This is a genomic window from Arthrobacter sp. JDC6, assembly GCF_056484025.1.
In genome coordinates this window covers 484,474-507,416 of record NZ_CM151278.1, presented here as the reverse complement: position 1 = coordinate 507,416, position 22,943 = coordinate 484,474, and the positions used below count along the sequence as shown (strand labels likewise).

Annotated in this window: 19 protein-coding genes; 14 read left to right on the top strand and 5 right to left on the bottom strand. The window is 65.9% G+C overall.

Translation table 11 applies throughout. From position 1 onward, the window contains the following. Positions 1 to 94 precede the first annotated feature (94 nt). The 4 genes from uraD to ACV095_RS02280 all read left to right on the top strand — a co-directional run bounded on the left by uraD (position 95) and on the right by ACV095_RS02280 (position 4,124). On the top strand, positions 95 to 592 hold the full coding sequence (uraD, locus tag ACV095_RS02295; RefSeq protein ID WP_478223404.1) for a 2-oxo-4-hydroxy-4-carboxy-5-ureidoimidazoline decarboxylase: 498 nt from the start codon (positions 95 to 97) through the stop codon (positions 590 to 592). Continuing rightward, the gene (uraH, locus tag ACV095_RS02290; RefSeq protein WP_018771769.1) at positions 589 to 927 is read left to right on the top strand and encodes a hydroxyisourate hydrolase; all 339 of its coding nucleotides are present in this window, start codon (positions 589 to 591) and stop codon (positions 925 to 927) included. The genes uraD and uraH overlap by 4 nt, the downstream gene beginning before the upstream one ends. Positions 928 to 1,008: 81 nt before the next feature. Next, complete coding sequence (locus tag ACV095_RS02285; protein WP_478222818.1) at positions 1,009 to 1,818, top strand: IclR family transcriptional regulator; 810 nt, start codon at positions 1,009 to 1,011, stop codon at positions 1,816 to 1,818. Positions 1,819 to 2,204: 386 nt separating this feature from the next. After that, positions 2,205 to 4,124 (top strand): BCCT family transporter, encoded by a 1,920-nt coding sequence (locus ACV095_RS02280; RefSeq protein WP_056391711.1) that lies wholly within the window; start codon positions 2,205 to 2,207, stop codon positions 4,122 to 4,124. A gap of 65 nt (positions 4,125 to 4,189) precedes the next feature. On the opposite strand, the gene ACV095_RS02275 is transcribed toward ACV095_RS02280, so the two are convergent. The 3 genes from ACV095_RS02275 to hxlB all read right to left on the bottom strand — a co-directional run bounded on the left by ACV095_RS02275 (position 4,190) and on the right by hxlB (position 6,547). Then, a complete protein-coding gene (locus ACV095_RS02275) occupies positions 4,190 to 5,167 on the bottom strand; it encodes a glucose-6-phosphate dehydrogenase assembly protein OpcA (protein ID WP_478222817.1) in 978 nt (325 codons plus the stop codon). A gap of 102 nt (positions 5,168 to 5,269) precedes the next feature. After that, entirely contained in the window at positions 5,270 to 5,893 is a 624-nt protein-coding gene (gene hxlA / locus ACV095_RS02270; RefSeq protein WP_018771773.1) for a 3-hexulose-6-phosphate synthase, read from the bottom strand. Between the two features lie 54 nt (positions 5,894 to 5,947). Continuing rightward, a complete protein-coding gene (hxlB, locus tag ACV095_RS02265; RefSeq protein ID WP_018771774.1) occupies positions 5,948 to 6,547 on the bottom strand; it encodes a 6-phospho-3-hexuloisomerase in 600 nt (199 codons plus the stop codon). A gap of 130 nt (positions 6,548 to 6,677) precedes the next feature. Here hxlB and ACV095_RS02260 point away from each other — a divergent pair, with 130 nt between their 5' ends. Then, a complete protein-coding gene (locus ACV095_RS02260; protein WP_478222816.1) occupies positions 6,678 to 7,994 on the top strand; it encodes a helix-turn-helix transcriptional regulator in 1,317 nt (438 codons plus the stop codon). 27 nt (positions 7,995 to 8,021) lie between these two features. Here the strand turns inward: ACV095_RS02260 and ACV095_RS02255 are convergent, their stop codons facing one another. Beyond that, entirely contained in the window at positions 8,022 to 8,303 is a 282-nt protein-coding gene (locus ACV095_RS02255) for a hypothetical protein (RefSeq protein WP_478222815.1), read from the bottom strand. Positions 8,304 to 8,435: 132 nt separating this feature from the next. Further along, the gene (locus tag ACV095_RS02250; protein WP_018771777.1) at positions 8,436 to 9,116 is read right to left on the bottom strand and encodes a GntR family transcriptional regulator; all 681 of its coding nucleotides are present in this window, start codon (positions 9,114 to 9,116) and stop codon (positions 8,436 to 8,438) included. Between the two features lie 123 nt (positions 9,117 to 9,239). On the opposite strand from ACV095_RS02250, the gene purU reads away from it, so the two are divergent. From purU to ACV095_RS02205, 9 genes are all read left to right on the top strand, one after another. Beyond that, positions 9,240 to 10,145 (top strand): formyltetrahydrofolate deformylase, encoded by a 906-nt coding sequence (gene purU / locus ACV095_RS02245; RefSeq protein ID WP_018771778.1) that lies wholly within the window; start codon positions 9,240 to 9,242, stop codon positions 10,143 to 10,145. 49 nt (positions 10,146 to 10,194) lie between these two features. Continuing rightward, on the top strand, positions 10,195 to 12,687 hold the full coding sequence (locus ACV095_RS02240) for a GcvT family protein (RefSeq protein WP_478222814.1): 2,493 nt from the start codon (positions 10,195 to 10,197) through the stop codon (positions 12,685 to 12,687). Between the two features lie 4 nt (positions 12,688 to 12,691). Further along, entirely contained in the window at positions 12,692 to 13,318 is a 627-nt protein-coding gene (locus ACV095_RS02235; protein ID WP_134165081.1) for a cyclodeaminase/cyclohydrolase family protein, read from the top strand. Beyond that, positions 13,315 to 14,220 (top strand): bifunctional 5,10-methylenetetrahydrofolate dehydrogenase/5,10-methenyltetrahydrofolate cyclohydrolase, encoded by a 906-nt coding sequence (locus ACV095_RS02230; RefSeq protein ID WP_018771781.1) that lies wholly within the window; start codon positions 13,315 to 13,317, stop codon positions 14,218 to 14,220. The genes ACV095_RS02235 and ACV095_RS02230 overlap by 4 nt, the downstream gene beginning before the upstream one ends. 157 nt (positions 14,221 to 14,377) lie before the next feature. Further along, positions 14,378 to 15,709, top strand: coding sequence for a molybdopterin molybdotransferase MoeA (locus ACV095_RS02225; protein WP_478222813.1), 1,332 nt, complete (start codon positions 14,378 to 14,380; stop codon positions 15,707 to 15,709). A gap of 528 nt (positions 15,710 to 16,237) precedes the next feature. Next, positions 16,238 to 17,650, top strand: coding sequence for an MFS transporter (locus ACV095_RS02220; protein ID WP_018771783.1), 1,413 nt, complete (start codon positions 16,238 to 16,240; stop codon positions 17,648 to 17,650). A 256-nt stretch (positions 17,651 to 17,906) separates the two neighbouring features. Next, positions 17,907 to 20,414: a GcvT family protein gene (locus ACV095_RS02215; RefSeq protein WP_478222812.1), complete on the top strand. Its 2,508-nt coding sequence runs from the start codon at positions 17,907 to 17,909 to the stop codon at positions 20,412 to 20,414. Between the two features lie 203 nt (positions 20,415 to 20,617). Then, a complete protein-coding gene (locus ACV095_RS02210; RefSeq protein ID WP_478222811.1) occupies positions 20,618 to 21,322 on the top strand; it encodes a hypothetical protein in 705 nt (234 codons plus the stop codon). Between the two features lie 72 nt (positions 21,323 to 21,394). Continuing rightward, entirely contained in the window at positions 21,395 to 22,873 is a 1,479-nt protein-coding gene (locus ACV095_RS02205; protein ID WP_478222810.1) for an HNH endonuclease signature motif containing protein, read from the top strand. The last annotated feature ends 70 nt before the right edge of the window (positions 22,874 to 22,943 follow it).

Sequence of the window (22,943 nt, the reverse complement as noted above, 5' to 3'; positions counted from 1 at the left end):
TGTTTGGGGAAATCCCCGAACAGGCGCCGGGTTCTCCGGCATCCGCATAGCCGTCACCATGGATGCCAGCATGACCATCGAGGAATACGCCAGCATGAAGCTTGCCGAATTCAACGCCGCCGGCTCCGCCGCGGCCCAGGCCACCCTCCGGCCCTGCATCGACGTCAGCCGCTGGGTGGAGGCGGTGGCAGCAGCCCGGCCGTTCGCCAGCCGGGACCAGCTGCTGGAGTTCGCCGCCCAGGCAGCCAACCCCTTCACTCCTGCGGAGGTTGACGCCGCCATGGCCCACCACCCCAGGATCGGGGAACGTCCGACGGCGGCCAGCACCGAGGCGTCCATGTCCCGTTCCGAGCAGGCCGGGGTGGATCCGGCCGATGCTGCGGCAGCAGAAGCCCTGGCCCGGGGGAACCGCGAGTACGAGCAGAAGTTCGGCCGCGTCTTCCTGATCCGGGCCGCCGGACGCACCGCTCCGGAAATCCTGCAGGCCCTGAACCAGCGGCTCGGCAATTCCCCGCAGGAGGAAGACACCATCGTGGCCCAGCAGCTGCGCGAAATCGCCGTACTGCGGCTTGAAGGACTGATCAGCGAATGAGCGTTTCCCACGTGACCACCCACATCCTCGACACCGGCGCCGGGCGCCCGGCGGCGGGGGTCGCCGTCGTCCTTTTGAAGAATGACGGCGGTACCTGGCGCGAGCTGGCCACCTCCAGCACGGACGCCGACGGCCGGGCGAAGGACCTGGGGCCTGAACAGCTGGAGCCCGGGCACTACAAGTTGAACTTCGCCACGGGCACGTACTACGCCGGCCTGCAGACCGCGACGTTCTTCCCGGAAGTGGACCTGGTCTTCGAAGTCACCGGCCCGGAGCACTACCACGTTCCTTTGCTCCTGAGCCCGTTCGCGTACTCCACCTACCGCGGCAGCTAGGCCGGCCTGGGGGCGCCCGGGTGTCAAGCGCGTTAACCCAATGTCACCGCCGTCACAGTTTCCGGCATAGGATCAGGAAGTATGGCTTCGAATAGAGACCCTGAATCCGATACCGATGCCGAAGGCGGCCAGTCCGGCGGCGTGCAGTCCGTGGAGCGCGCCCTGACAGTCCTGGAGATCCTCGCCCGGGAAGGGCACGCGGGCGTGAGCGAAATAGCCGAGGAAATGGGGATCCACAAGTCCACCGTCTCCCGGCTGATGGGATCGCTGGTGACCCGCGAGATGGTGCACCAGAACAGCGAGCGGGGCAAGTACCAGCTCGGTTTTGGAATCCTGCGCCTGGCCAGTTCCATCCCCGGGCGGCTCAGCCTGGTCCGCGAGGCACGGCCCGTCCTGGAAAGCCTGGCCGACGAATTCAAGGAAACCGTCAACCTCGCGGTCCTGCGCTCGAACTACGCGGTGAATGTGGACCAGGCCATGGGCCCGTCCACCCTGGCCACCTACGACTGGGTGGGGAGCCTCACCCCGCTGCACGCCACGTCCAGCGGCAAAGTCCTCCTGGCTGCCCTGGAGGCGGACGACCGGGACCGTATCCTCAAGGAGACGGGCCTTGCTGCCCGGACTGCCCGCACCATCACCAGCCGCAAGGAACTGGACGCACAGCTGCTCGAGGTAGCCGCCAAGGGGTACGCCGTGGTGCACGAGGAGTTCGAGATCGGCCTGAATGCCGTGGCGGTGCCGGTCTACAACCACCAGGGCACCGTGATTGGCGCCCTCAGCATCTCCGGCCCGGCCTTCCGGTTCGACCCCGAGAAGATTCCCGGCCTGCTCGAATCGCTCAAGGAAGCCGGGCTCCAGGTCAGCGCCAATATGGGGTACACGCGGAAATGACACAACAATGGCCCCGGGCAGTGCCCGGGGCCATTGTTGTGTCCCCAAACAGTTGGCCTGCCCTTTCCCTTATGCGGGAGCCACTGCCGGTGCACTAACCCCCGGGTGCTGGAGCGCAACAACAATCGCAATATGCAACAGCGCGGTCCGGCGACACAATGCGCCCCAAGAGGTTCATGCTGCCTGGCATCCTTGACTTTCAAAGTGACGTACAGCACTCTTGTTGCTTAGCGCGAACTCTGTTGATCTTTGCGGAACACCTCCCCATGGGGCTCAAGGCCCTGCCACCGCTGGCGAACGGCCACGCGGCAATTCACCCCCGGATTGCTCTGCCCGATTCCCAGCACTAAACGCAAGCCCATGGACTAGCCAAAGGACCCGCTTTCATGGCCATTAATAGTGATCTAACCTCCGCCAAGCCAAAAGTGCCGCCTTCAGATGGCGCTCCCCCTGAGCCTCTGGACACCGACCAAGAGGAATCGACAGCGGCCCTTCCCGCCGTCAACGAACACAAGCAGATTCTGGCGGAACTGCGGCTGAGTAACAGGGAGCAGGCCGTCTCCCAGCGCCGCGACCGGAAGCTGACGCTGGACAAGGCCACGTTCGGCATCACCGGCGCCATTGCCCTTGCCTTCGTGGTGTGGGGATTTGCCGACAAGGACAGCCTGGCCACCACTTCCAAGGACGCCCTGGACTGGGTCATGGAATACACCGGCTGGCTCTTCATGGTCCTGGCGTCCCTGTTCGTCGTGTTTGTCCTGTGGCTGGCCATGGGCAAGTTCGGCAACATTCCGCTGGGCAAGGACGGTGAGAAACCCGAATTCCGCACGGTGTCATGGATCGCCATGATGTTCGCCGCCGGAATGGGCATCGGCCTGATGTTTTATGGGGTGGCCGAGCCGCTGTACCACTTCGTTTCTCCCCCGCCCGGAACGGTTGACGGGCGCACCCCGGCAGCCATCCAGACTGCCATGGCCACCTCGATTTTCCACTGGACCCTGCACCCCTGGGCCATGTATGCGGTGGTGGGCATTGCCATGGCCTATGGCACCTACCGGCTGGGACGCAGGCAACTGATCTCCGCCGCCTTCACCTCGTTGTTCGGCATCAGGACCGTTGAGGGGCCGGTGGGCAAGGTCATCAACATCCTGGCCATCTTCGCCACCCTCTTCGGTACCGCCGCGTCACTGGGTCTTGGCGCCCTGCAGATCGGCAGCGGCTTCACCTCGAACGGCTGGACAGGCGAGATCGGAACACCCGTGCTCGTGGCCATCGTGGCCATCCTGACAGCGTGCTTCATCGCCTCCGCCGTGTCCGGCATCAGCCGTGGAATCCAGTGGCTGTCCAACGTCAACATGGTCCTTGCAGTGGTCCTCGCCGCCATCGTCTTCGTGGCGGGCCCCACTCTTTTCATCCTCAACCTCATCCCCTCGGCGGTGGGCGACTATCTGCGCGACCTGGCCGAAATGTCCTCCCGCACCGAGGCCGTTGGCGACGAGGCGCTGCGGACCTGGATGTCCGGCTGGACCATCTTCTATTGGGCCTGGTGGATTTCCTGGACGCCCTTCGTGGGCATGTTCATCGCCAGGATCAGCCGCGGCCGGACCATCCGGCAGTTCGTCACCGGCGTACTGCTGGTCCCCAGCATTGTCAGCGTCATCTGGTTTGGCATCTTCGGCGGTACGGCCTTCCACATCCAGCAGGAAGCTGACAAAGCCGGCACGCCGGGCCTAATGACCGTCACCGACGGCAAGGCAACCATCGATTTTGACGGCGCCCTGTTCAACCTGGTGAAGAACCTCCCCCTGCCGGAGTGGATGATTGCGGCCGTAATTGTCCTGGCCATGGTCCTGGTGGCAATCTTCTTCATTACCGGTGCTGATTCCGCCTCCCTGATCATGGCGTCGCTGAGCTCCAACGGCAGCTCCGACCCCAAGCGTGCCCTGGTCATCTTCTGGGGCGCCCTCACCGGCGCCGTGGCCGCCGTCATGCTTTTGGCCGGCGGTGACCAGCCCTCCGAAGCGTTGTCGGGCCTGCAGCGGATCACCATCGTCGCTGCCCTGCCCTTCGTGATCGTCATGCTGTTGCTTTGTTTCGCCATCACCAAGGACCTGCGCAGGGACCCCCTTTCCCTGCGCCGCCGGCTGGCGGACTCTGTGGTGGAACGGGCTATCCGGGCGGGCGTGGAGCAACACCGGGGCGCGCAGTTCGACCTTGTGACAAAGCACGAGTGCGCAGAAGAGTGCGCCGATGGCCAGAGGTGCCCGGGCAAGGGGCAGGATCTGGAGAAGGCAGCCACACGTTAGGTAAACACCCGAATTTGGCCCCGGCGCATCATGCGCCGGGGCCAAATCCTTTAATGGCCCTGCGGCTAGGCCACCACCATGCAACCCTGCAGCTGGTAACCGGCCTCAGGCACCGGCTGCACTTGCCTGTCCGCGCACAAACGCCCCACGGTGGCCAGCACCTCACCGAAAACAGGGTCCGGCTGGAGGCGGCGGAGTTCTTCGGCGAGGCATTCGCTGAGGCTGCGGCGTGGGAGCGGGATCCGCTGGGCAGGGTGGCCGGGTTGGGTGAGTTCGGCGACGAAGCCTCCGGGGCGGAGAAGCTGAATCCGACCGTCGGCCAGCGTGAGGCTCACTCGGCCAAGGCCCGATCCTGCCGGTCCTGCAACCTTGTTCACAGGTACGTCCAGCGCGAGCTTGAGCCAGGCAGCCATCAGCAGCGGGCTGGGGGAATCCGGGGCGCCCTCCACCTCGGCGGCAAGCACCAAGGATGGGTCGACCTGGTCCAGGGCTGCTGCGAGCTGGATCCGCCAGTTGGTCAGTCGGGTCCAGGCGAGGTCGGTGTCGCCGGCCTTGTAGGTGCGGTGGATCCGTTCCAGTGCGGCCTGGGGGTCGGGTTCGTTCGCGGAGTCGGTGATCCTGCGGTGCGCGATCGCGCCGATGGAGGTCTCGCACGCGTTCGCGGGGGCGCCGTGCGGCCACCAGGCCACGATCGGGGCGTCCGGAAGCAGCAGCGCGGCCATCAGGGACCCGGACTCGTGGGCCAGTTGGCCATAGCCGCGCAGCACGATCACTTCCGAGGCGCCGGCGTCCCCGCCGACCCGGATCTGCGCGTCGAGCCGGTCTTCGGCGTCCTTCCCGGCGTCGGCGAGGACGATGATCCGGCAGGGGTGTTCCCGGCTGGCGTCGTTCGCGGCCTCGATCGCTTCTTCCTCGAGCCCGGACTTGGTCACGACCACCAGGGTCAGGACCCGGCCCAGCGCGATCACGCCGCCCTGCTCGCGCAGGGCCATGAGTTTCTTGGACACCTTCGAGGTAGTGGTGTCGGGCAGGTTAACGATCATGGCCTTCTCCAGGTTCGTCCGCCACGGAATGGGCTCGATGAGGGCATGGCACAGCGGCGGCCCCACCCCGGTCCAGGTGGAGCCGCCGCCGTATGCCAGGGCCTAGTTGATGGCAGCCTGGAGTTCCTTGGCGGCCAGAGCCGGATCTGCGGCGCCGTAGATGGCGCCGCCGGCCACCGCCACGTCGGCTCCTGCGGCCTGGACGGCTGCGATGGTGCTGACGTTCACGCCGCCTGCCACGGAGAAGGGCACCTGCGATTCTTCGCCCGCGCGTAGCAGTCCAGTCAGGTCGAAGCCGGGCTTTGCCTGCTCGTCCAGGCCCGCGTGCATCTCGACGAACTTCGCACCCAGGGCGCGCACTTCCCTGGCCCGGGTGGCCTTGTCCGCGATGCCGATCAGGTCAACGACGACGCCCTTGCTGTGTGCCTTTGCGGCCTTGACGGCGCCCGCGATCGTGGAGTCATCGGCGGAGCCGAGCACGGTGACCAGGTCGGCGCCCGCCTTGAAGGCGATGTCGGCTTCGAGTTCGCCGGCGTCCATGGTCTTCATGTCGGCGAAAACCAGCTTGTCCGGGTGGGCTTCCTTGATGGCCGTAACGGCGGAGAGGCCCGCAGCCTTGATGAGGGGCGTGCCCAGTTCGATGATGTCCACGTATTCAGCGACCTTGCCGGCCAGCTCGAGGGCGTCCTCGACGGTGAGGAGGTCAATGGCTACCTGAAGTTTCATTGCTTCTTCTTTCTGTTGGGGTTTTGTCCAAAGGACTGGAAAGTCGGGAAAGGTCTATTCGAGGTTGGCGTGGCGCAGCCACAACTGCTCGGCGGGGACGTCGGCGTTGTCCCAGAGTGTTTGGAACACCGCCTCCGTTGCCACGAAGAGCACCTGTTCGAAGAGGCTCCCGGAGTACTGGCGGGAGACGCCCGAGCCGTGGTCGGTCTTTTGCTGGGCCGGGAGCAGCACGACGGCGTCAGCCAGTCCTGCGAGTGCCGAACCGGGGTTGGCAGTGAAGGCGACGATCCGGGCCCCCGCCTTGGCGGCGGTCTCGGCGGCCTTCACGATCCCCGACGTGCTGCCGGAGCCCGATGCGACGAGCAGAAGGTCACCCTTCCGGATGGCGGGGGTGGTGGTGTCCCCGGCCACGTGGACCACGAGGCCGAGGTGCATCAGCCGCATCGCTGCCATCCTCAGCACCAGGCCGCTGCGGCCTGCCCCGGCCACAAAGACGCGGTCGGCGTTCTCCAGCATCGAGACCGCCTGGCGCAGCCTGTCCGGGCTGATGCGGGCCGCGGTGTCTGCGATCTCCCTTAACACCAGGGAGATATTGCCCGTGATGGCCGCGCCGGTTGCTTCCACCGCGGGAGCGGTCAGAACGGTTGAGTCCATATCTCCTCCTTCATCGTGTATCTGGCATCCATCGTGCCGAGACGGGCGGGTAGGTGATACGCCAATTCGGGATGGTTTTAACCACCCGTTCGGGTAGTTCAGGACGGGATTCTTCGCGTAATCTGTCGAGATGATTGAGAGCACCCCGCCCGTTCGGCTGGTTACGGACTTCCCCGGAACCGCCCTGCCCTGGCCCCTGCTCCGCGCGGTGGCCCGGATCGCGGAGGCGCCCCTCTCCGCCATTGCCGAACGGCTGCACGAAGCTGTCCGCCCCTACACTGGCGGCGACGCCCTGGTGATCTTCACCGAGGAATGCACAGGACGCCCGCAGAAGAAGTCAGGCGACGGGGAGGTGGTGGCCCGGGTATCGATCAGCGAACTCCAGCAGCTGCGCGAGCAGGTGGCCGTTGAGGGGCCTTGGGCGGGAACGGCACAAATCGCAGGCAGGCAACGGCAGGCCTTCGCCCTGAGGTACGCTCCCAGCAACGCTTTGCTGGTCATTACCTATCCCGGGACGGCCGGGGGCCGGCAGCAGGCCGGGGACATGGAGAACCTGGACCTCGTGTCCTATCTCTGGGAAATGGCAGCACGCCGGATCCAGGAGAAGGTGAAGGATGCGCCGCCGTCCTACCTGCTGGAGTCACGGGCAGCATCCGCGGAACGGATCAGGGTCACGGGCGAGCTGGTGGACCTTCATTCCACAACCCTGGAAACCATCCTGGCGGCCGCACGGTCAGGCTCCCTGGATGACGCAACGGCACGGGCCACCGTCAGTGACGCCGCGGCCAAGGCGCTGGTGGAACTGTGCACGCACAATGACCAGACGGCAGAACTGGTGAAGGAACCGGTGACCACCGCCTTCGAACGGCTTCGCGAGGATCTGCGTCCGCTGACCCGGTTCAGTGGGATCGACGTGCAATTCATCGAACCCCCCTTGAATGGCCGGGCGCTGCCCGGCGAGGTAGCCATCGCGGCGCGGGCCATAGTGCGCGGGCTGCTGTTGGCCATGATGGAGCAACCGGAAGTCCGCAGGGTGCGGACCCAGTGGGACTGCGACGGCGAAAACCTGCTGATCAATGTCCGGGACGACGGACGGGGCGGACTCTCGGCTGACGCCCCGAACATGGAACGGCTGCAGCGCAGGGTCCAGGCACTGGACGGCCGCATGGAAGTCGATCTCATGCCGGGGTGGGGCGCGGACATTTCCGTCACGCTGCCCCTGGACCCGCCTGCTTCTCCGGCAGACGTCTCGGGCTGGAACCTCGCGGCCCGGGAACTCGAGGTCCTCCAACTGCTGGCTGCGGGCCAACGCAACCGAAGCATAGCCGCCGCGCTCAACATCAGCGAGAACACGGTCAAGTTCCACGTGCGGAACCTGTTCAGGAAGCTGGGCGTGGCTTCGCGGACCGAAGCCATTGCGCTGGCCCACAGCCACGGACTGCGTTAGGACCTGCAGCGTCGGGGCTAATGACGGTCACACCCAGATCTGGTAGCCCGATTGCTTGTCGAAGATGCGCCGCGTGCTAATGCCCTCGGCGGCTATCCAGAGCACCGATCCATCCTCCGCAGCCTGGTCCACCACCCCGCTGGCCACGCACTCCCCCAGTAGCCACACCTCGACATTGCGGCCAGGCAGGCGCGCCCAGTCAGTCCGGAGGCCAAGGGCCTTTTTCGACGTGCCGCCGCCCTGGCACCGTTGTTGAAGGTCAAGGCCGGTGGCTCTCCGCGGGGCTTCAAGGGTTGCCTGGGAATTCACTGGTCGCTCCGTTCGCCGGCGCCATCGCCGCTCATGGGAATCCAACTCTGATATTTGATTGATATATCAATCTGGATTCAGAGTATGGTGCAGGTCACACCCGATGTCAACAGACGCGCAGACCGGCCGGGACTAAGCCTTGAAGAGGGCCTCCCGGACCGCATGCTCGAATCCACTCACGTGGGCCTTGGCAAGCTCGGAGGCCCGCTCCTCATCCCCGTCAATGACGGCGCGGAGCAGATCGAGGTGTTCGCGCACGTGGTGGGACAGGTCCGGCAGGCGGTCGATGACCATGCACCAGATCCGCGTTGCCAGGTTGTCATAGCGGATCAGGATGTCCTCCAGGTGAGGGTTGGCAGCGGCGGCGTAAATGCCCTGGTGCACCCGGGCATCCAGCTGCAGCGTCTCGGTTACGGTTGCTGCGGCAACATCGAATGCCTCGACCTTCTCGAGCGTGGCACGCAGCCCGTCCCGAACCGCCGGGGATGCCACCCGGGCAGCACGTGCGGCAGCAAGGGGCTCGAGCTGGGCCCGGATTTCCGAGATGAAGGAAAGGTCGGTCACGTCCACCCTGGTGGCGAAGGTACCCCGCCGGGGGTAGGTCTTCACCAGCCGGTCCAGCTCCAGCCGCTTCAGCGCTTCGCGCACCGGAGTCCGCCCCACGCCCAGGTTCTTGGCAAGGAGCTCGTCATTCAGCAGCTCGCCGGGCTTGATTTCAAGGGTCAGCAACCAGTCGCGGATGCTCTCGTACGCGACGTCTGCCAGCGACTTCCTGCCGGCGTCGTCCGCCACCGCCAAAGCTTCGAATGCCATGCTGAGCCCCTTCTTCCCAACCAGAAAAAAAACTATTGACCTCGCCTCGAGACCAGTATACGCTGACACCCAATCTAATATATCAGTCCGCAGCTTTTGAATATATCTAGAAGGAGGAGGGACATGACCCTCATTGAAACAGCTTCAGCAACCGCTACCCTGCCGGCGCTCAAGGAAGAGCAGGCGCAGAAGTTCGTGCTGACCTTGTCCTGCCGCGAGCAGGCAGGGATTGTGCAGGCCGTGACCACGTTCCTCTTCGAGCGTGGCTTCAACATCGAGGAACACCAGCAGTTCGATGACAGCCTGCGTGAGACCCTGCACCTGCGCACAGCGTTCTCCGGCTCCCCCAACTACACGCCGGCGATGCTCGAGGAAGAATTTGCATCCATTGCAGGCCGGTTCGACATGAGTTTCAGCTTCCACGACAAGACCCAGCCGCGCGTTCTGGTGATGGTGTCCAAGTTCGGGCACTGCCTGAATGACCTGATCTTCCGCTGGCGCGGCGGCAGCCTTGGCGGCGAACTGGTAGCGGTCGTTTCCAACCACGAGACCCACCGTGCAATGGCGGAAGCCGCAGGGCTCCCCTTCATCTACGTCCCCGTCACACCGGACACGAAGGCCGACGCCGAACGCAGGCTGCTGGAGCTGGTGGAGGAGTACGAGGCCGACCTCGTGGTCCTGGCCCGTTACATGCAGGTGCTCTCCGACGATCTCTGCCGGGCGCTGGAGGGCCGGGCCATCAACATCCACCACTCCTTCCTCCCTGGCTTCAAGGGCGCACGCCCCTACCACCAGGCCTACGACCGCGGAGTCAAGCTGGTGGGCGCCACCGCCCACTACGTCACGGCGGACCTGGATGAGGGTCCCATCATCGAGCAGGAAGTCATCCGCGTGGACCACAGCTACGGCCCGGCGCAGCTGTCCACCGTGGGCCAGGACGCCGAGGCACTGGCCCTCTCCCGCGCCGTCCGCTGGCACTGCCAGCACCGCGTGCTGCTGGACCAGACCAGCACCGTGGTGTTCCGGTAAGCAGCCCTCGTCCGCAGACCTAACCCGTAAAGCAGCAGGAGAGACTTCCTTGGAATCGTCACCACGCATTGTCATTATCGGAGCCGGCATCGTCGGCACCAACCTCGCGGATGAACTCGTCACGCGCGGCTGGAACAACATCACCGTCCTGGACCAGGGACCCCTCAACATGCCCGGCGGCTCCACCTCGCACGCCCCGGGACTGGTCTTCCAGACCAACCCCTCCAAGTCCATGGCGCTGTTCGCCAAGTACACCGTGGAGAAACTGCTGTCCCTCACCGAAGACGGCGTCAGCTGCTTCAACCAGGTGGGCGGCCTGGAGGTTGCCACCACCGAGACCCGCCTCGCGGACCTGAAGCGCAAGCTCGGCTATGCGCAGGCATGGGGCATCGAAGGCTCCATTCTTTCCCCGGCAGAATGCAAGGAGCTTTACCCGCTCATCAACGATGAGGACATCCTCGGCGGCCTGCACGTCCCGAGCGACGGCCTGGCCAGCGCGGCGCGGGCGGTGCAGCTGCTGATCAAGCGCACCGAAGCGGCCGGCGTCAAGTACTTGGGCAACACCACTGTGACCGGCATCGAACAGTCCGGCAGGCAGGTCACCGGCGTCCAGACGCCCGACGGCGTGATCCCGGCAGACATCGTGGTCTCCTGCGCCGGCTTCTGGGGTGCAAAGGTGGGCGAGCTGATCGGCATGTCCGTGCCGCTGCTGCCCCTGGCCCACCAGTACGTCAAGACCACCCCGGTTCCGGCACAGCAGGGCAAGAACGAACTGCCCAACGGCGCCCGGCTGCCCATCCTCCGGCACCAGGACCAGGACCTCTACTACCGCGAACACGGCGACCGCTACGGCATCGGCTCCTACGCCCACAAGCCCATGCCCGTGGACCTCGACGAACTCGGCAGCTTCAAGCCGCATGAGATCAGCGAGCACAACATGCCGTCCCGGCTGGACTTCACCCTCGAGGACTTCCTCCCCGCGTGGGAAGCCACCAAGCAGATCCTGCCCGCCCTGCGCGAAAGCGAGATCGAGGACGGCTTCAACGGCATCTTCTCCTTCACCCCCGACGGCGGATCCCTCGTTGGCGAGTCCAGGGAACTCGACGGCTTCTTCGTGGCCGAAGCCGTCTGGGTCACCCACTCCGCCGGCATCGCGCGCGCTGTGGCCGAACTCCTGGTGGACGGCAAGTCCTCCATCGACCTGGGCGACTGCGACATCCACCGCTTCGAGGACGTGCAGCTGACCCCCGAATACGTCAGCGAAACCTCGCAGCAGAACTTCGTGGAGATCTACGACGTCCTGCACCCGCTGCAGCCCAAGCTCTCCCCGCGCAACCTGCGCGTCAGCCCCTTCCATGCCAGGCACAAGCAGCTGGGCGGCTACTTCCTGGAAGGCGGCGGCTGGGAACGGCCCTACTGGTTCGAGGCCAACGCCGAGCTCCTCAAGGAGATGCCCGCTGACTGGCAGCCGCCGGCCCGTGATTCCTGGTCCGGCATGTTCAGCTCGCCTATTGCCGCGGCCGAGGCATGGAAGACGCGCACCGCCGTCGCCATGTACGACATGACCCCGCTCAAGCGCCTCGAAATCTCCGGACCGGGCGCCCTGAAGCTGCTGCAGGAACTGACCACCGCGGAAATGAACAAGAAGCCCGGAGCCGTCACCTACACGTTGCTCCTGGACGAGCAGGGCGGGGTCCGCAGTGACATCACCGTGGCCCGCCTCAGCGAGGACACCTTCCAGCTCGGTGCCAACGGCAACATCGACACCGCCTACTTTGAACGCGCAGCCCGCCACCAGACAGCAAGCGGCAGCGCCGACGACTGGGTCCAGGTCCGCGACACCACCGGCGGCACCTGCTGCATCGGCCTGTGGGGCCCGCTCGCCCGCGACCTCGTCAGCACCGTCAGCAGTGATGACTTCTCCAACGATGGCCTGAAATACTTCCGCGCCAAGAAGGTGGTCATCGGTGGCGTCCCCGTTACCGCCATGCGCCTGTCCTACGTCGGTGAGCTGGGCTGGGAACTGTACACCAGCGCCGACAACGGACAGCGGCTCTGGGATGCACTGTGGAAGGCCGGCCAGCCGTTTGGCGTCATCGCTGCCGGGCGGGCCGCGTTCAGCTCGCTCCGCCTGGAAAAGGGCTACCGCTCCTGGGGCACGGACATGACCACCGAGCACGACCCCTTCGAGGCCGGCCTGGGCTTCGCGGTGAAGATGGCCAAGGACAACTTCGTCGGCAAGGCGGCCCTGGAAGGCCGCACGGAGGAGAACTCCGCGCGGCGCCTGCGCTGCCTCACGGTCGACGACGGCCGCAGCCTGGTGCTCGGCAAGGAACCGGTGTTCTACAAGGACCAGGCAGTTGGCTACGTGACCAGCGCCGCCTATGGCTACACGGTCAGGAAACCGATCGCCTATTCCTACCTGCCCGCCGAAGTTTCGATCGGCGACTCCGTGGAGATCGAGTACTTCGGACGCCGGATCGTTGCCACGGTGACCCAGGACCCGCTGTACGACCCCACCATGACCCGGCTCCGCGGGTAGTGCCATGATCAGCTCAGAGACAGTCAGCAGCTACCTCACACGCCTGGCCGCAAAACAGCCCACGCCGGGCGGCGGTGCAGCCGCGGCCCTGCATGCGGCCCAGGGTGCAGCCCTGGTGGCCATGGTGGCGCGTTACACCACAGGCGCCAGGTACGAACAGCACGCACCCCAGGTGCAGCGCATTACCCAGGCAGCAGACAATCTCATTACCGAGGCACTGCGCCTGGCCGACGCGGACGAACAGGCCTTCCAGGCAGTCATCGACTCCTACAGGCTGCCGTCCGACACGGATGAGTCCAAGGCCGCGCGCGCGGCCGGGATCCAGTCGGCACTCATCCAGGCTGCACAGACACCCGCCCAGCTCATCAAGGTCTCAGGCGACATCGTGGACCTCGCCACGGAGCTGTTCGACGTGGCCAACGCGAACGTCATCAGCGACGTGGCAGCGGCTGCCGATGCCGCCCGCGCAGCTGCCGCCACCGCGCGCGTCAACATCGACATCAACGTCGTGGCGGTCAAGGACCCGGAGGCACGCGCGCTGCTTGCCCGGCAGACGGACGGTATTGAGGAAAAGGTAGTCCTGGCGGCTGAGGCCCTCTCGGCCCGCGTGCGGGAAAGGATCCTTGGTTGAGCACCGCAGTACTTTCCGGAAAGCCTTTGGCCGGTTTGTTCCACAAGGAAGTGCAGGAGCAGGTCCGGTCGCTTGAACTGGACGGCGTCCGCCCGGTCGTGGCGGTGGTCATGGCGACCGCCGATGAGTCAACGCACTGGTACGTCCGCTCCATCGAGCGGGCAGCGGAGCGGGCAGGAGTGGGTTGCCGGATCATCGACCTGGGCCATGACGCAACGGAACCGGTGCTGGCCAGCGTCCTGCGGGACCTGAGCGCCGAACCGTCCGTGAACGGCATCATCCTGCAAACTCCACTGCCGCCCGGTGTCCGGACGGACAACCTGGTGGGCCTTATCGCCCCGGAAAAGGACATTGACGGCGCAAATCCGTTGAGCCTGGGTCGCCTTGCCGTGGGGCAGCCGGCCTTTGCGCCCGCCACCGCGCGCTCCGTCGTCGAAATCCTGGATCATTACCAGGTTCCCCTGGCGGGCAAGGGCGTGGTGGTCGTGGGCCGGTCCGCCGTGGTGGGCAAGCCACTGTCCCTCCTGCTGCTGGCACGCGATGCCGCCGTGACGGTCTGCCATTCCAGGTCGGGCCCTCTTGAGCGCTACACGAAGGATGCCGACGTCGTGGTGGTCGCCGCCGGACGCGCCGGCCTGCTGACCGGCAGCCATGTCTCCTCCCGGACGGTAGTGGTCGACGTCGGCACGAACGTCCTTCCCGACGGCTCGCTGGTGGGTGACGTGGACGAAGCCGGCGTCACCGGGACGGCAGCGGCGCTCACCCCGGTTCCCGGCGGCGTGGGCTCAGTGACCACGGCATTGCTGCTGCTTCACACCGTGGAGGCTGCACGCAGGCAAGTGTCTTCCCTGCCGCTGGCGGCCGGGCCCCTGGAGTCCCAGGTCCTGGAAGCCGCGGGCTAGGAAAGGCACAGCGTTAGCAACGGGCGTCCCGTTTTCCGTGAAAGGTGCTTCGATGGGCCTAAGACCTGGGGAGGTATTCCTCATCGAAGCACCGTTTTCGGAAAACGGGACCCCGCAACCGGCATGGTGCCGGTGACTTAACAAGGAGGGGCCCCGGATGCCTGCCAATGGATTGACAGCCAGCGTTTCAAGGAGCACGGCTGCGCCGGGTCCCGTCCCGGAACGCGGGTGCATACCGTGGTCCGAAGCGCGCCATGTGGCCTTCGGTTCCGCCGGTCCGCTCCCGCCCGTGGCAGTCCCGCTCGCTGAAGCCAATGGACGCACGCTGAGCCGGGATGTCACCGCCCTCCAGGACCTCCCGCATTATGCCTCGTCCGCCATGGACGGTTGGGCCGTGAACGGGCCTGGTCCATGGCTGCTGGCCGGAGCCGGCCAGCATGGATCCCTGCCCGGTGAGGGCAACAGATTTTTATCCGCAAACAGTGCCGCCGTGATTGCCACCGGCGGCCTGGTACCGCACGGCGCCGACGCCGTCCTGCGCAAGGAAAGCGGCCTGGCCGTGCGGGACCCCAACGGCAACCACATCCTGGCGCTGCGTGCCGATGCGAAGCCCGGTGAGCCGTGCAGCGGCCAACACATCCGCCCTGCCGGGCAGGAAGCCCGGTCAGGGGACGTACTCATCCCTGCCGGCACCGTCCTTAATCCCGCGCACGTGGCCCTGGCTGCGGCGGCAGGGCACGACACCGTCCAGGTCCGCGCCCGGCCCGCTGCCGCCGTCGTACTCACCGGCGCCGAAGTGGTGACGCAAGGAATTCCGGGCCCGGGACAGGTCCGGGACACCTTTGGCCCGCAGCTCGGACACGTGGTTTCCCTGCTCGGCGGTGTTGCGGACAGCCCGCAAAGAATCGGTGACTCGTTCAGCGATTGGCTGGCTGCCCTGGAGAACCCGGTGATGCCCCATGGCGGGCACGCAGACGTGCTCATCACCACCGGCGGCACCGGAAAATCCGGCACCGACCATTTCCGTGCCGCCGTCGACGCCATGGGCGGGCAGTTGCTGGTGGACGGCATCGCGATGCGTCCCGGGCACCCGGCAGTGCTCGCCGCGCTTCCCGGCGGCCGGTTCGTCATTGGCCTGCCCGGCAATCCCCTGGCGGCCATGATGGCCCTCCTCACCCTGGGCGCACCGCTGATGGCCTCGCTTGGGGGCGCGCAGCTGCCTCCGTTGCAGCTCGTGATGTCCGGCTGCGACCTCGAGGGCGATCCGGGAAGGACACGCCTGGTCCCTTGCCGGTTCCTGTCCGGCCTTGCGTTCCCAGTCCAGCACACCGGGCCCGGCATGATGCGCGGGCTTGCCTGGGCGGACGCGGTCATGGCCGTTCCACCCCAGGGTGTTGATTCCGGGGGACCCGTTCCCGTGCTCCCGCTTCCGTGGGCAGCACCAGAAACCACAAGGACACCCGGAGCGGAGGCCACCATCCCACCCTGACGCACAGGTTTGCCCTGTTTACCCCCTCACCAGGCACTCGATATGGCAGAGGTCTCCCTGTCCCAGCGGTCAGGGCCTTTGGTGTGACCCGGAGTCCCCAGCAGGAGCGCCTACACACTTTGCCTTTAGGGGGTCACACTCTTGACATTGAATGTGAGCTAGCGCACGATTTTGTTGCATACAGCGAAGGTTGTTGATCATCACGGAACGAGCACGCCCGGATACGCTCCTCCCGTCCCCCGGCTCCACCCGTGATGACTTTGGGGAACAGACGAACGAATTCATGATGGCCGATCCGAAAGGGGCCCTGGCCCGCGCATCGGCCGCACAACGCTGCCAGTATCCATGCGGCAGCGCCAGATCACCAAAGGAAACTGTCTATGACTATCAGGGATGGCAGCACCATCGATCTAAGCAGCGCGGGGCGCCGGAACCGGGGAACGACGCCGAAGCCTGTCCGTGGGTCCAGGAAACAGCGCTCTGGCACCTTCAGCGGTTTGCGCTGAAGCCGGAAGGGAACGAATCTCAATGATCAATCCAACCAAGACGACGGCCCCCGTCGACACCTCCTCATCAAAAGAGACCAGCTCCAAGTTCAAGCGCCGCTTCATGATGCGGCTTGTAGCGGTCTTCATAGGCGGGATGTTCCTCGACGGTTACATCCTCGGAATCATCGGCCCGGTCACCGGATCCATGCGGTCAGATCTACAGCTCGACGCACTATCGCTGGGCATGATCGCTGCAGGCCCGCTGGCTGGTATCTTCATCGGCTCCCCGCTGGCTGGCTGGGCTACTGACAAGTTCGGACGCAAGCCAATGTTCCTGGTGGACATGGGCCTGTTCCTGGTCGCCTCAGGAGCCCAATTCTTCGTAACCTCTGGAGACGGCGCCGTGATCCAGCTGGCCATCATCCGATTCATGATGGGCGTCGCGATCGGCGGCGAGTACTCAATCGGTGGGCCACTGCTGTCAGAGTTCTCCCCACCCAAGCTCCGCGGGCGGTTGCTCGGGCTGACCCTGATCGCCTGGTACGTCGGTTTCATGATGGCATTCATCATCGGCACGCTCCTGCACGACGCCGGCACCCCATGGCGCCTAGTACTCGGCACGAGCACGATACTGGCATTCGTTCTGTTCCTCGCCCGCATGGGCCTCCCCGAATCGCCGAGCTGGCTCATTACTAAGGGACGGCACAAGGAAGCACTCGAGATCGCACACCGATATGTCGAATCGCCGCAGATGCACGACAGCATCACCGGAGAGATGGATCTGAGGATGCTCCAGGAGGCCCAAGCCGCGGAGAGTGGGACCAAAATCAAGAACGCCTCCTTCGGAATGCTGTTCTCGAGGCAGTACTGGCGCGCCACTGTCTTCACTGCAGGTTTTTGGTTCTGCGCGGTCACTCCGTACTTCGCGATCGCGACCTTCGCCGACGAGGTACTCAACCAATTCGGCTTCGGCGGCGGCTGGGCCGGTGGAGTCGGCCTATCCGCACTTGCGGTCGCGGGCGTTGTCACCAGCGTACTTCTGATTGATAAGCTCGGCCGCCGAATCCTCACTGTGCCCGGGCAGTGGCTCTGCGCGGGCATCCTGCTGGTCATCGGAGTATGGGGGAACGCACCAGCGATCCTCGTGCTCGTCCTGTTTCTCGCCTTCTCCTACTTCAATGCCGGCTACACCACGATGACCCAGGTCTATCCGGCCGAGGTATTCCCCGGCCACCTGCGCGGCGTCGGCATGGGCTTCGCCGCGTCCTTCAGCCGGATCGGAGCCGCACTCGGCACCTTCGCCCTGCCATGGGCGATCGCCAATATCGGCATGGGCGCAACCATGGTCGTAGCCGCCGCCGTCGCATTACTCGGCGCAGTCCTCTCGCAATGGCTCGCGCCTGAGACGAAAGGGCGCACCCTCGCCGAGATTTCAGCAGACTTCTCCCACTGACACCGGGACCGCACGGACACACGCCGCCGGATAACCGGAGCTGCACCAAAGAGGCCTTCGCCGCACCAGCGGCGGGGGCCTCTTTGCCGCCTGTGATCACAGCACCGCCCATCCCCGCAACAAAGCAGGAAACCCTTGACATCCTATGTGAGCTGAGACACCCTGTTGCATATAGTGATGCGCGTTGCTCATAGCGAAGCGAACTCCATCACCCCGGCCAGGCGGATTTCAGCACCAACCAGGAGAACCAAGAATTATGAGCGCATCACCCCGCGTCGTCATCATCGGAGCCGGCATCGTCGGCACCAACCTCGCCGACGAGCTGGCAAGCCGCGGCTGGAACGACATCACCGTCGTCGAGCAGGGCCCGCTGGAGCTCGCAGGCGGCTCCACGTCGCACGCCCCTGGCCTCGTGTTCCAGAACAACCCGTCCAGGACCATGACGGAATTCGCAACCTACACCGTTAACAAGCTGCTCGCCCTGACCAAGGACGGCCAGTCCTGCTTCAACCAAGTGGGCGGCTTGGAACTGGCAACCACCCCAGAGCGCCTGGCCGACCTCAAGCGCAAGATGGGCCTGATGACCTCCTGGGGCGTCGAAAGCCGGATCGTGGACGCCGACGAATGCGAAAAAATCTACCCGCTGCTGAACACCGGCAAGCTTACCGACGGCCGCGAGGTCCTGGGCGGCCTGCTTATCCCCACCGACGGTATCGCCCTGGCGGCCCGGGCCGTGCAGCTGCTGATCGAGCGGACGCGCGAACTCGGTGTCACCTACCTCGGCTCCACCACCGTCACCGGCATCGCACGGGAGGGCAGCAAGGTCACCGGCGTCGAGACCTCCTCCGGTGTGATTCCAGCCGACATCGTGGTGTCCTGCGCAGGGTTCTGGGGCCGTGAGCTCGGCCGGATGGTGGGCCTGGAGGTGCCGCTGCTGCCGCTGGCCCACCAGTACGTGGTCACCACGCCCCTTGCCGAACTTGAGGGCGTCAACGAGCTTCCGAAGGGTGCCAGCAAGCCGATTCTGCGCTACCAGGACAAGGACCTGTACTACCGCGAGTGGGGCGACCGCATTGGCATCGGCAGCTACGCCCACCGTCCCATGCCCGTGGACATGGCTGCACTGCCCAAGGTCCCGGCCGGGGAGATGTCCGACCACCGCATGCCCTCCCGCCTGGACTTCACCCTTGAAGACTTCGTGCCCGCGTGGGAGGACAGCCAGGACCTGCTGCCGGCACTGCGCAGCACCGGAATCCAGGACGGCTTCAACGGCATCTTCTCCTTCACCCCTGACGGCGGCCCGCTCATGGGCGAGGCGCCGGACCTCGACGGCTTCTTCGTGGCCGAGGCAGTGTGGGTCACGCACTCGGCCGGCGTCGCCAAGGCCATGGCCGAACTGCTCGTCGACGGCCAGCCGCAGACCGACCTGCACGGCTGCGAGCTGACACGCTTCGAGAAGGTGCAGACCTCCGACGCGTACGTCAGCGAGACGTCGCAGCAGAACTTCGTGGAGATCTACGACGTCCTGCACCCGCTGCAGCCCCGCGAATCCCCGCGCGACCTGCGCGTCAGCCCATTCAACGTCCGCCAGAAGGAACTCGGGGCCTTCTTCCTGGAGTCCGCCGCCTGGGAGCGCCCGCACTGGTTCGAAGCCAACCGCGGACTCCTGGCCGAACTGCCGGAAGAATGGCGGGCTCCTGGGCGCGACGAATGGTCCGCCATGTTCCACTCCCCCATTTCCGCCGCCGAAGCGTGGAAGACGCGCACCGCCGTCGGACTTTTCGACATGACGCCGCTGAAGCGCCTCTCCGTCGCCGGCCCCGGCGCCCAAGCACTGCTGCACCGCCTGAGCACGGGCAATATCGCCAAAAAGCCGGGTGCCGTGACGTACTGCCTGCTGCTGGCGGACGACGGCGGCATCCGCAGTGACGTGACCGTCGCCAGGCTCGCCGAGGAGGAGTTCCAGCTGGGCGTCAACAGCAACGTTGACTTCGACTACCTCCGGGTGGAGGCCCGGAAGCAGTCGGCCGCTGATCCTGCCCAGTGGGTCCACGTCACCGACATCACGGGCAGCACCTGCTGCATCGGGCTCTGGGGCCCGCTGGCCCGCGAGGTCATCGGCAAGGTCAGCGGGGACGACCTCAGCAACGACGGCCTCAAGTACTTCCGCACCAAGGAAATCTCCGTTGGGGGCATCCCCGTTACGGCCATGCGGCTCTCCTACGTGGGTGAGCTCGGCTGGGAGCTCTACACCACGGCCGAATATGGGCTGAAGCTCTGGGACCTGCTGTTCGAGGCGGGCCAGGAGCACGGCATCGTCGCCGCCGGCCGCGGTGCCTTCAACAGCATGCGCCTTGAGAAGGGCTACCGGCTGTGGGGCACGGACATGACGTCCGAGCACCACCCGTACGAGTGCGGCCTGGGCTTCTCCGTGGCCAAGGACAAGACGGGCTTTGTTGGTGCCGAGGCCCTGGCGTCGCTCCGCGAACAGCCGGCGGCCAAGACACTGCGCTGCCTGACGGTCGACGACGGCACGTCCGTGGTGCTGGGCAAGGAACCGGTGTTTGTGGCTGGGGAAGCCGTTGGGTACGTGACAAGTGCCGCTTACGGCTACACCGTGCGCAAGCCGATCGCCTACGCCTGGCTGCCGTCCGCCGTCGAGATCGGGGACTCTGTGGAGATCGAGTACTTCGGCCGGCGGGTGGCCGCCACCGTCACCGCGGAGCCGCTCGTGGATCCCGGCATGGAGCGCCTCCGCGGCTGACCTGCCCCGCCCAAAGGGTGGGTGGACCTGCTTGAGACCGGCAGGACCAACCACCCTTTTTGCTGCCTCGGGGAGGGCACTGATTCGCGCGGCAAAACCGCGACGTAGACTCACCGGAGCAACAACAAATTTGAGGGAACAGGTGTTTGGGGGAACAGCGTGCTGACCAGGGTGTGGCCACATGACATTCTGGCGTCACTGCCGTGATTCAGCAGCGCCCGGGCCGCCGCCCTTGGACGTTCGCCGCGGTCTGCGTGATGGTGACCTCGCTGACGCTCCTGTTGTTCGGCCCGTCCCTGGGTCCTCCCGCTCCTGGGTCAGTGATCCAGCTGCTGCCCTCGTATGCTGCGGCGTACCTGCTGATCGGGGCGTGCATCTTCGGGCCGCCCGGAAAGGTGCCGTCCCTCCGGCAAGCGGTCGTGTTCCTGCTGCCAGGCGCCCTGCTTGCGCCGCTGGCACTGCTGAACGTCGGCTTCTGGGCAGGCGGCTGGCTCCTGGGGCTTCCGGCGTGGGGGCTGCTGTTGAGCCGATGGACGCCGGAGAACCGGCTCCGCGCCCTGGACCTGCTGAAGTTCCTGGGCCTGCTGGTGCTGGGCCTGGCAATCTTCACGTTCAACGTGATCTACCCGGTCTTCAGCCTCGGCTTGTTCCTGCTCCCGATCATTCCCCTGGTCCGGCTGGCCTATCCCGGGTACCAGGCGAGGCGGCTGCAGGCGGCTGTGGAGGTCATCCTGGCCATGGCCGCCGTCGTGGTTGCCTTTGCCGTTCCCATCCCCGAAGGGTCCTGGTCCTCGCCGTCGACATACGCGGGAGGGGCAGCGACGGCAGGACTCATGATTGCGTACTGGGCCTGGCGCCTCCCCCGCCGTTCCCGCCGGGTGCAGCGCCATGACGGAGCCGTCGTTTAGCTCCGATCTCCCCTGCCGGTGAAAAGTCCGGCCGCTCCTCTTAATGTCAGACCCTCCCCCGATGATTAGTTCATGGGGAAAGCAGCGGTGGCCAAGGCATATGCGGATATCCGTGGTGCCCTTGCTGTGCTTCATGCCGAGGTGGAGGGGCACGGTCCCGAGCCGTTCTCGCCGGCTGATCCCTTGGCGGGGCTCGCCGATGGTTGCCTTGATATTCTTGCCGGGGCCCGTCAGGTGGAGGCAGGGTTCGCGGCGTTGAAGGCGAAGGCCGCGGTGACGTACTCGGACAGCGCCCATCGTGTTGCCGGGCCGGATGCTTCGGTGCAGGCGCAGGAGATGGCTGTCGCGGCTGAGGTCGGGTGTGTGCTGTCTCTGGGGCCGCGGGCCGCGTCGTCGTTCCTGGCCGCCTCCCACGCCCTGGCCACCACGCTGCCCCGGACGCTGTCGGCACTGGAAGCCGGGGACCTGTCGTGGCAGCATGCCCTGGCCATGGTTGACGAGACGGCCAGCCTTGATGCCGCCGGTGCCGCCGCACTGGAAGGGCACTTCCTGGACCCGGGCGCCCCGGACCCGGCACGGGGCTGCCCGGCCGGGCAGATGCCCGCGCACCGGTTCAGGGCCAAGGCAAGGATTTGGCGGGAACGCCACCATGCCGAGAGCATCGAAAAACGCCACGCTAAGTCCGTGGCGGATCGGCGGGTGGAGTTCCGGCCGGACCAGGACGGCATGGCCTGGCTCTCCGCACACCTGCCCGCCCACCAAGCCTTGGCCGGCTGGAACCGGCTCACCGCCCTCGCCCGGAGCATGCAGGGCCCCGACGAGCCCCGCAGCATGCCCCAGCTCCGGGCCGACACCTTCGCCGACGCGATTCTGGGCAGCGGCACCGCAACCGGGAATGTTGAAGACGGTGAAGCAGCACATGTCCCATCGCCACGGATCCAAGCGCAGGTGCTGGTCACCGTCCCGGTGTCCTCGCTGATGGGATTGACCGATGAACCAGCCATGCTCGACGGCTACGGGCCCATCCCGCCGTCCATGGCCAGGCAACTCGTCGCCAACGGCGCCAGCTCGTTCTACCGGGTGTTGGTGGATCCGCGGGACGGGGCGCCGCTGGAGATCGGGCGGACCAGCTACAGGGTCACGGGCGCGATGCGGGCCTGGCTGCGGCTGCGGGACGGAAAATGCCCGTTCCCCGGTTGCAGCAACAATTCACTCGACAACGACGCCGACCACATCCTCGCCTGGAACAACGGCGGCACCACCGGGATCTCAAACCTGGGACAACCCTGCCGAAAACACCACAAACTCCGGCACAGCACCGGCTGGACACCCACCCCGGCCACCAGGAACGAACCACCCGGCTGGACCTCACCCACCGGCCGCCATTACACGTCCGAACACCAGGATTGGGAACCACCATGGTGGCCCCAGTGGCTCAAACGGATAGTGGGACCCCCCGGAAGGTCACTCGGCGGCCCACCGGACCTTGCGTTCATTCCGCTGTCCCCGGGAGAAGAAGCCTTGGAACGGTTCCTCCACGCCCCCGTATGAGGACTGCTGCACCCCGGTCTGTTTTGGACGTGCCCCACGGTTCTACTGGGCGGACTGTATGCCGGGAGCA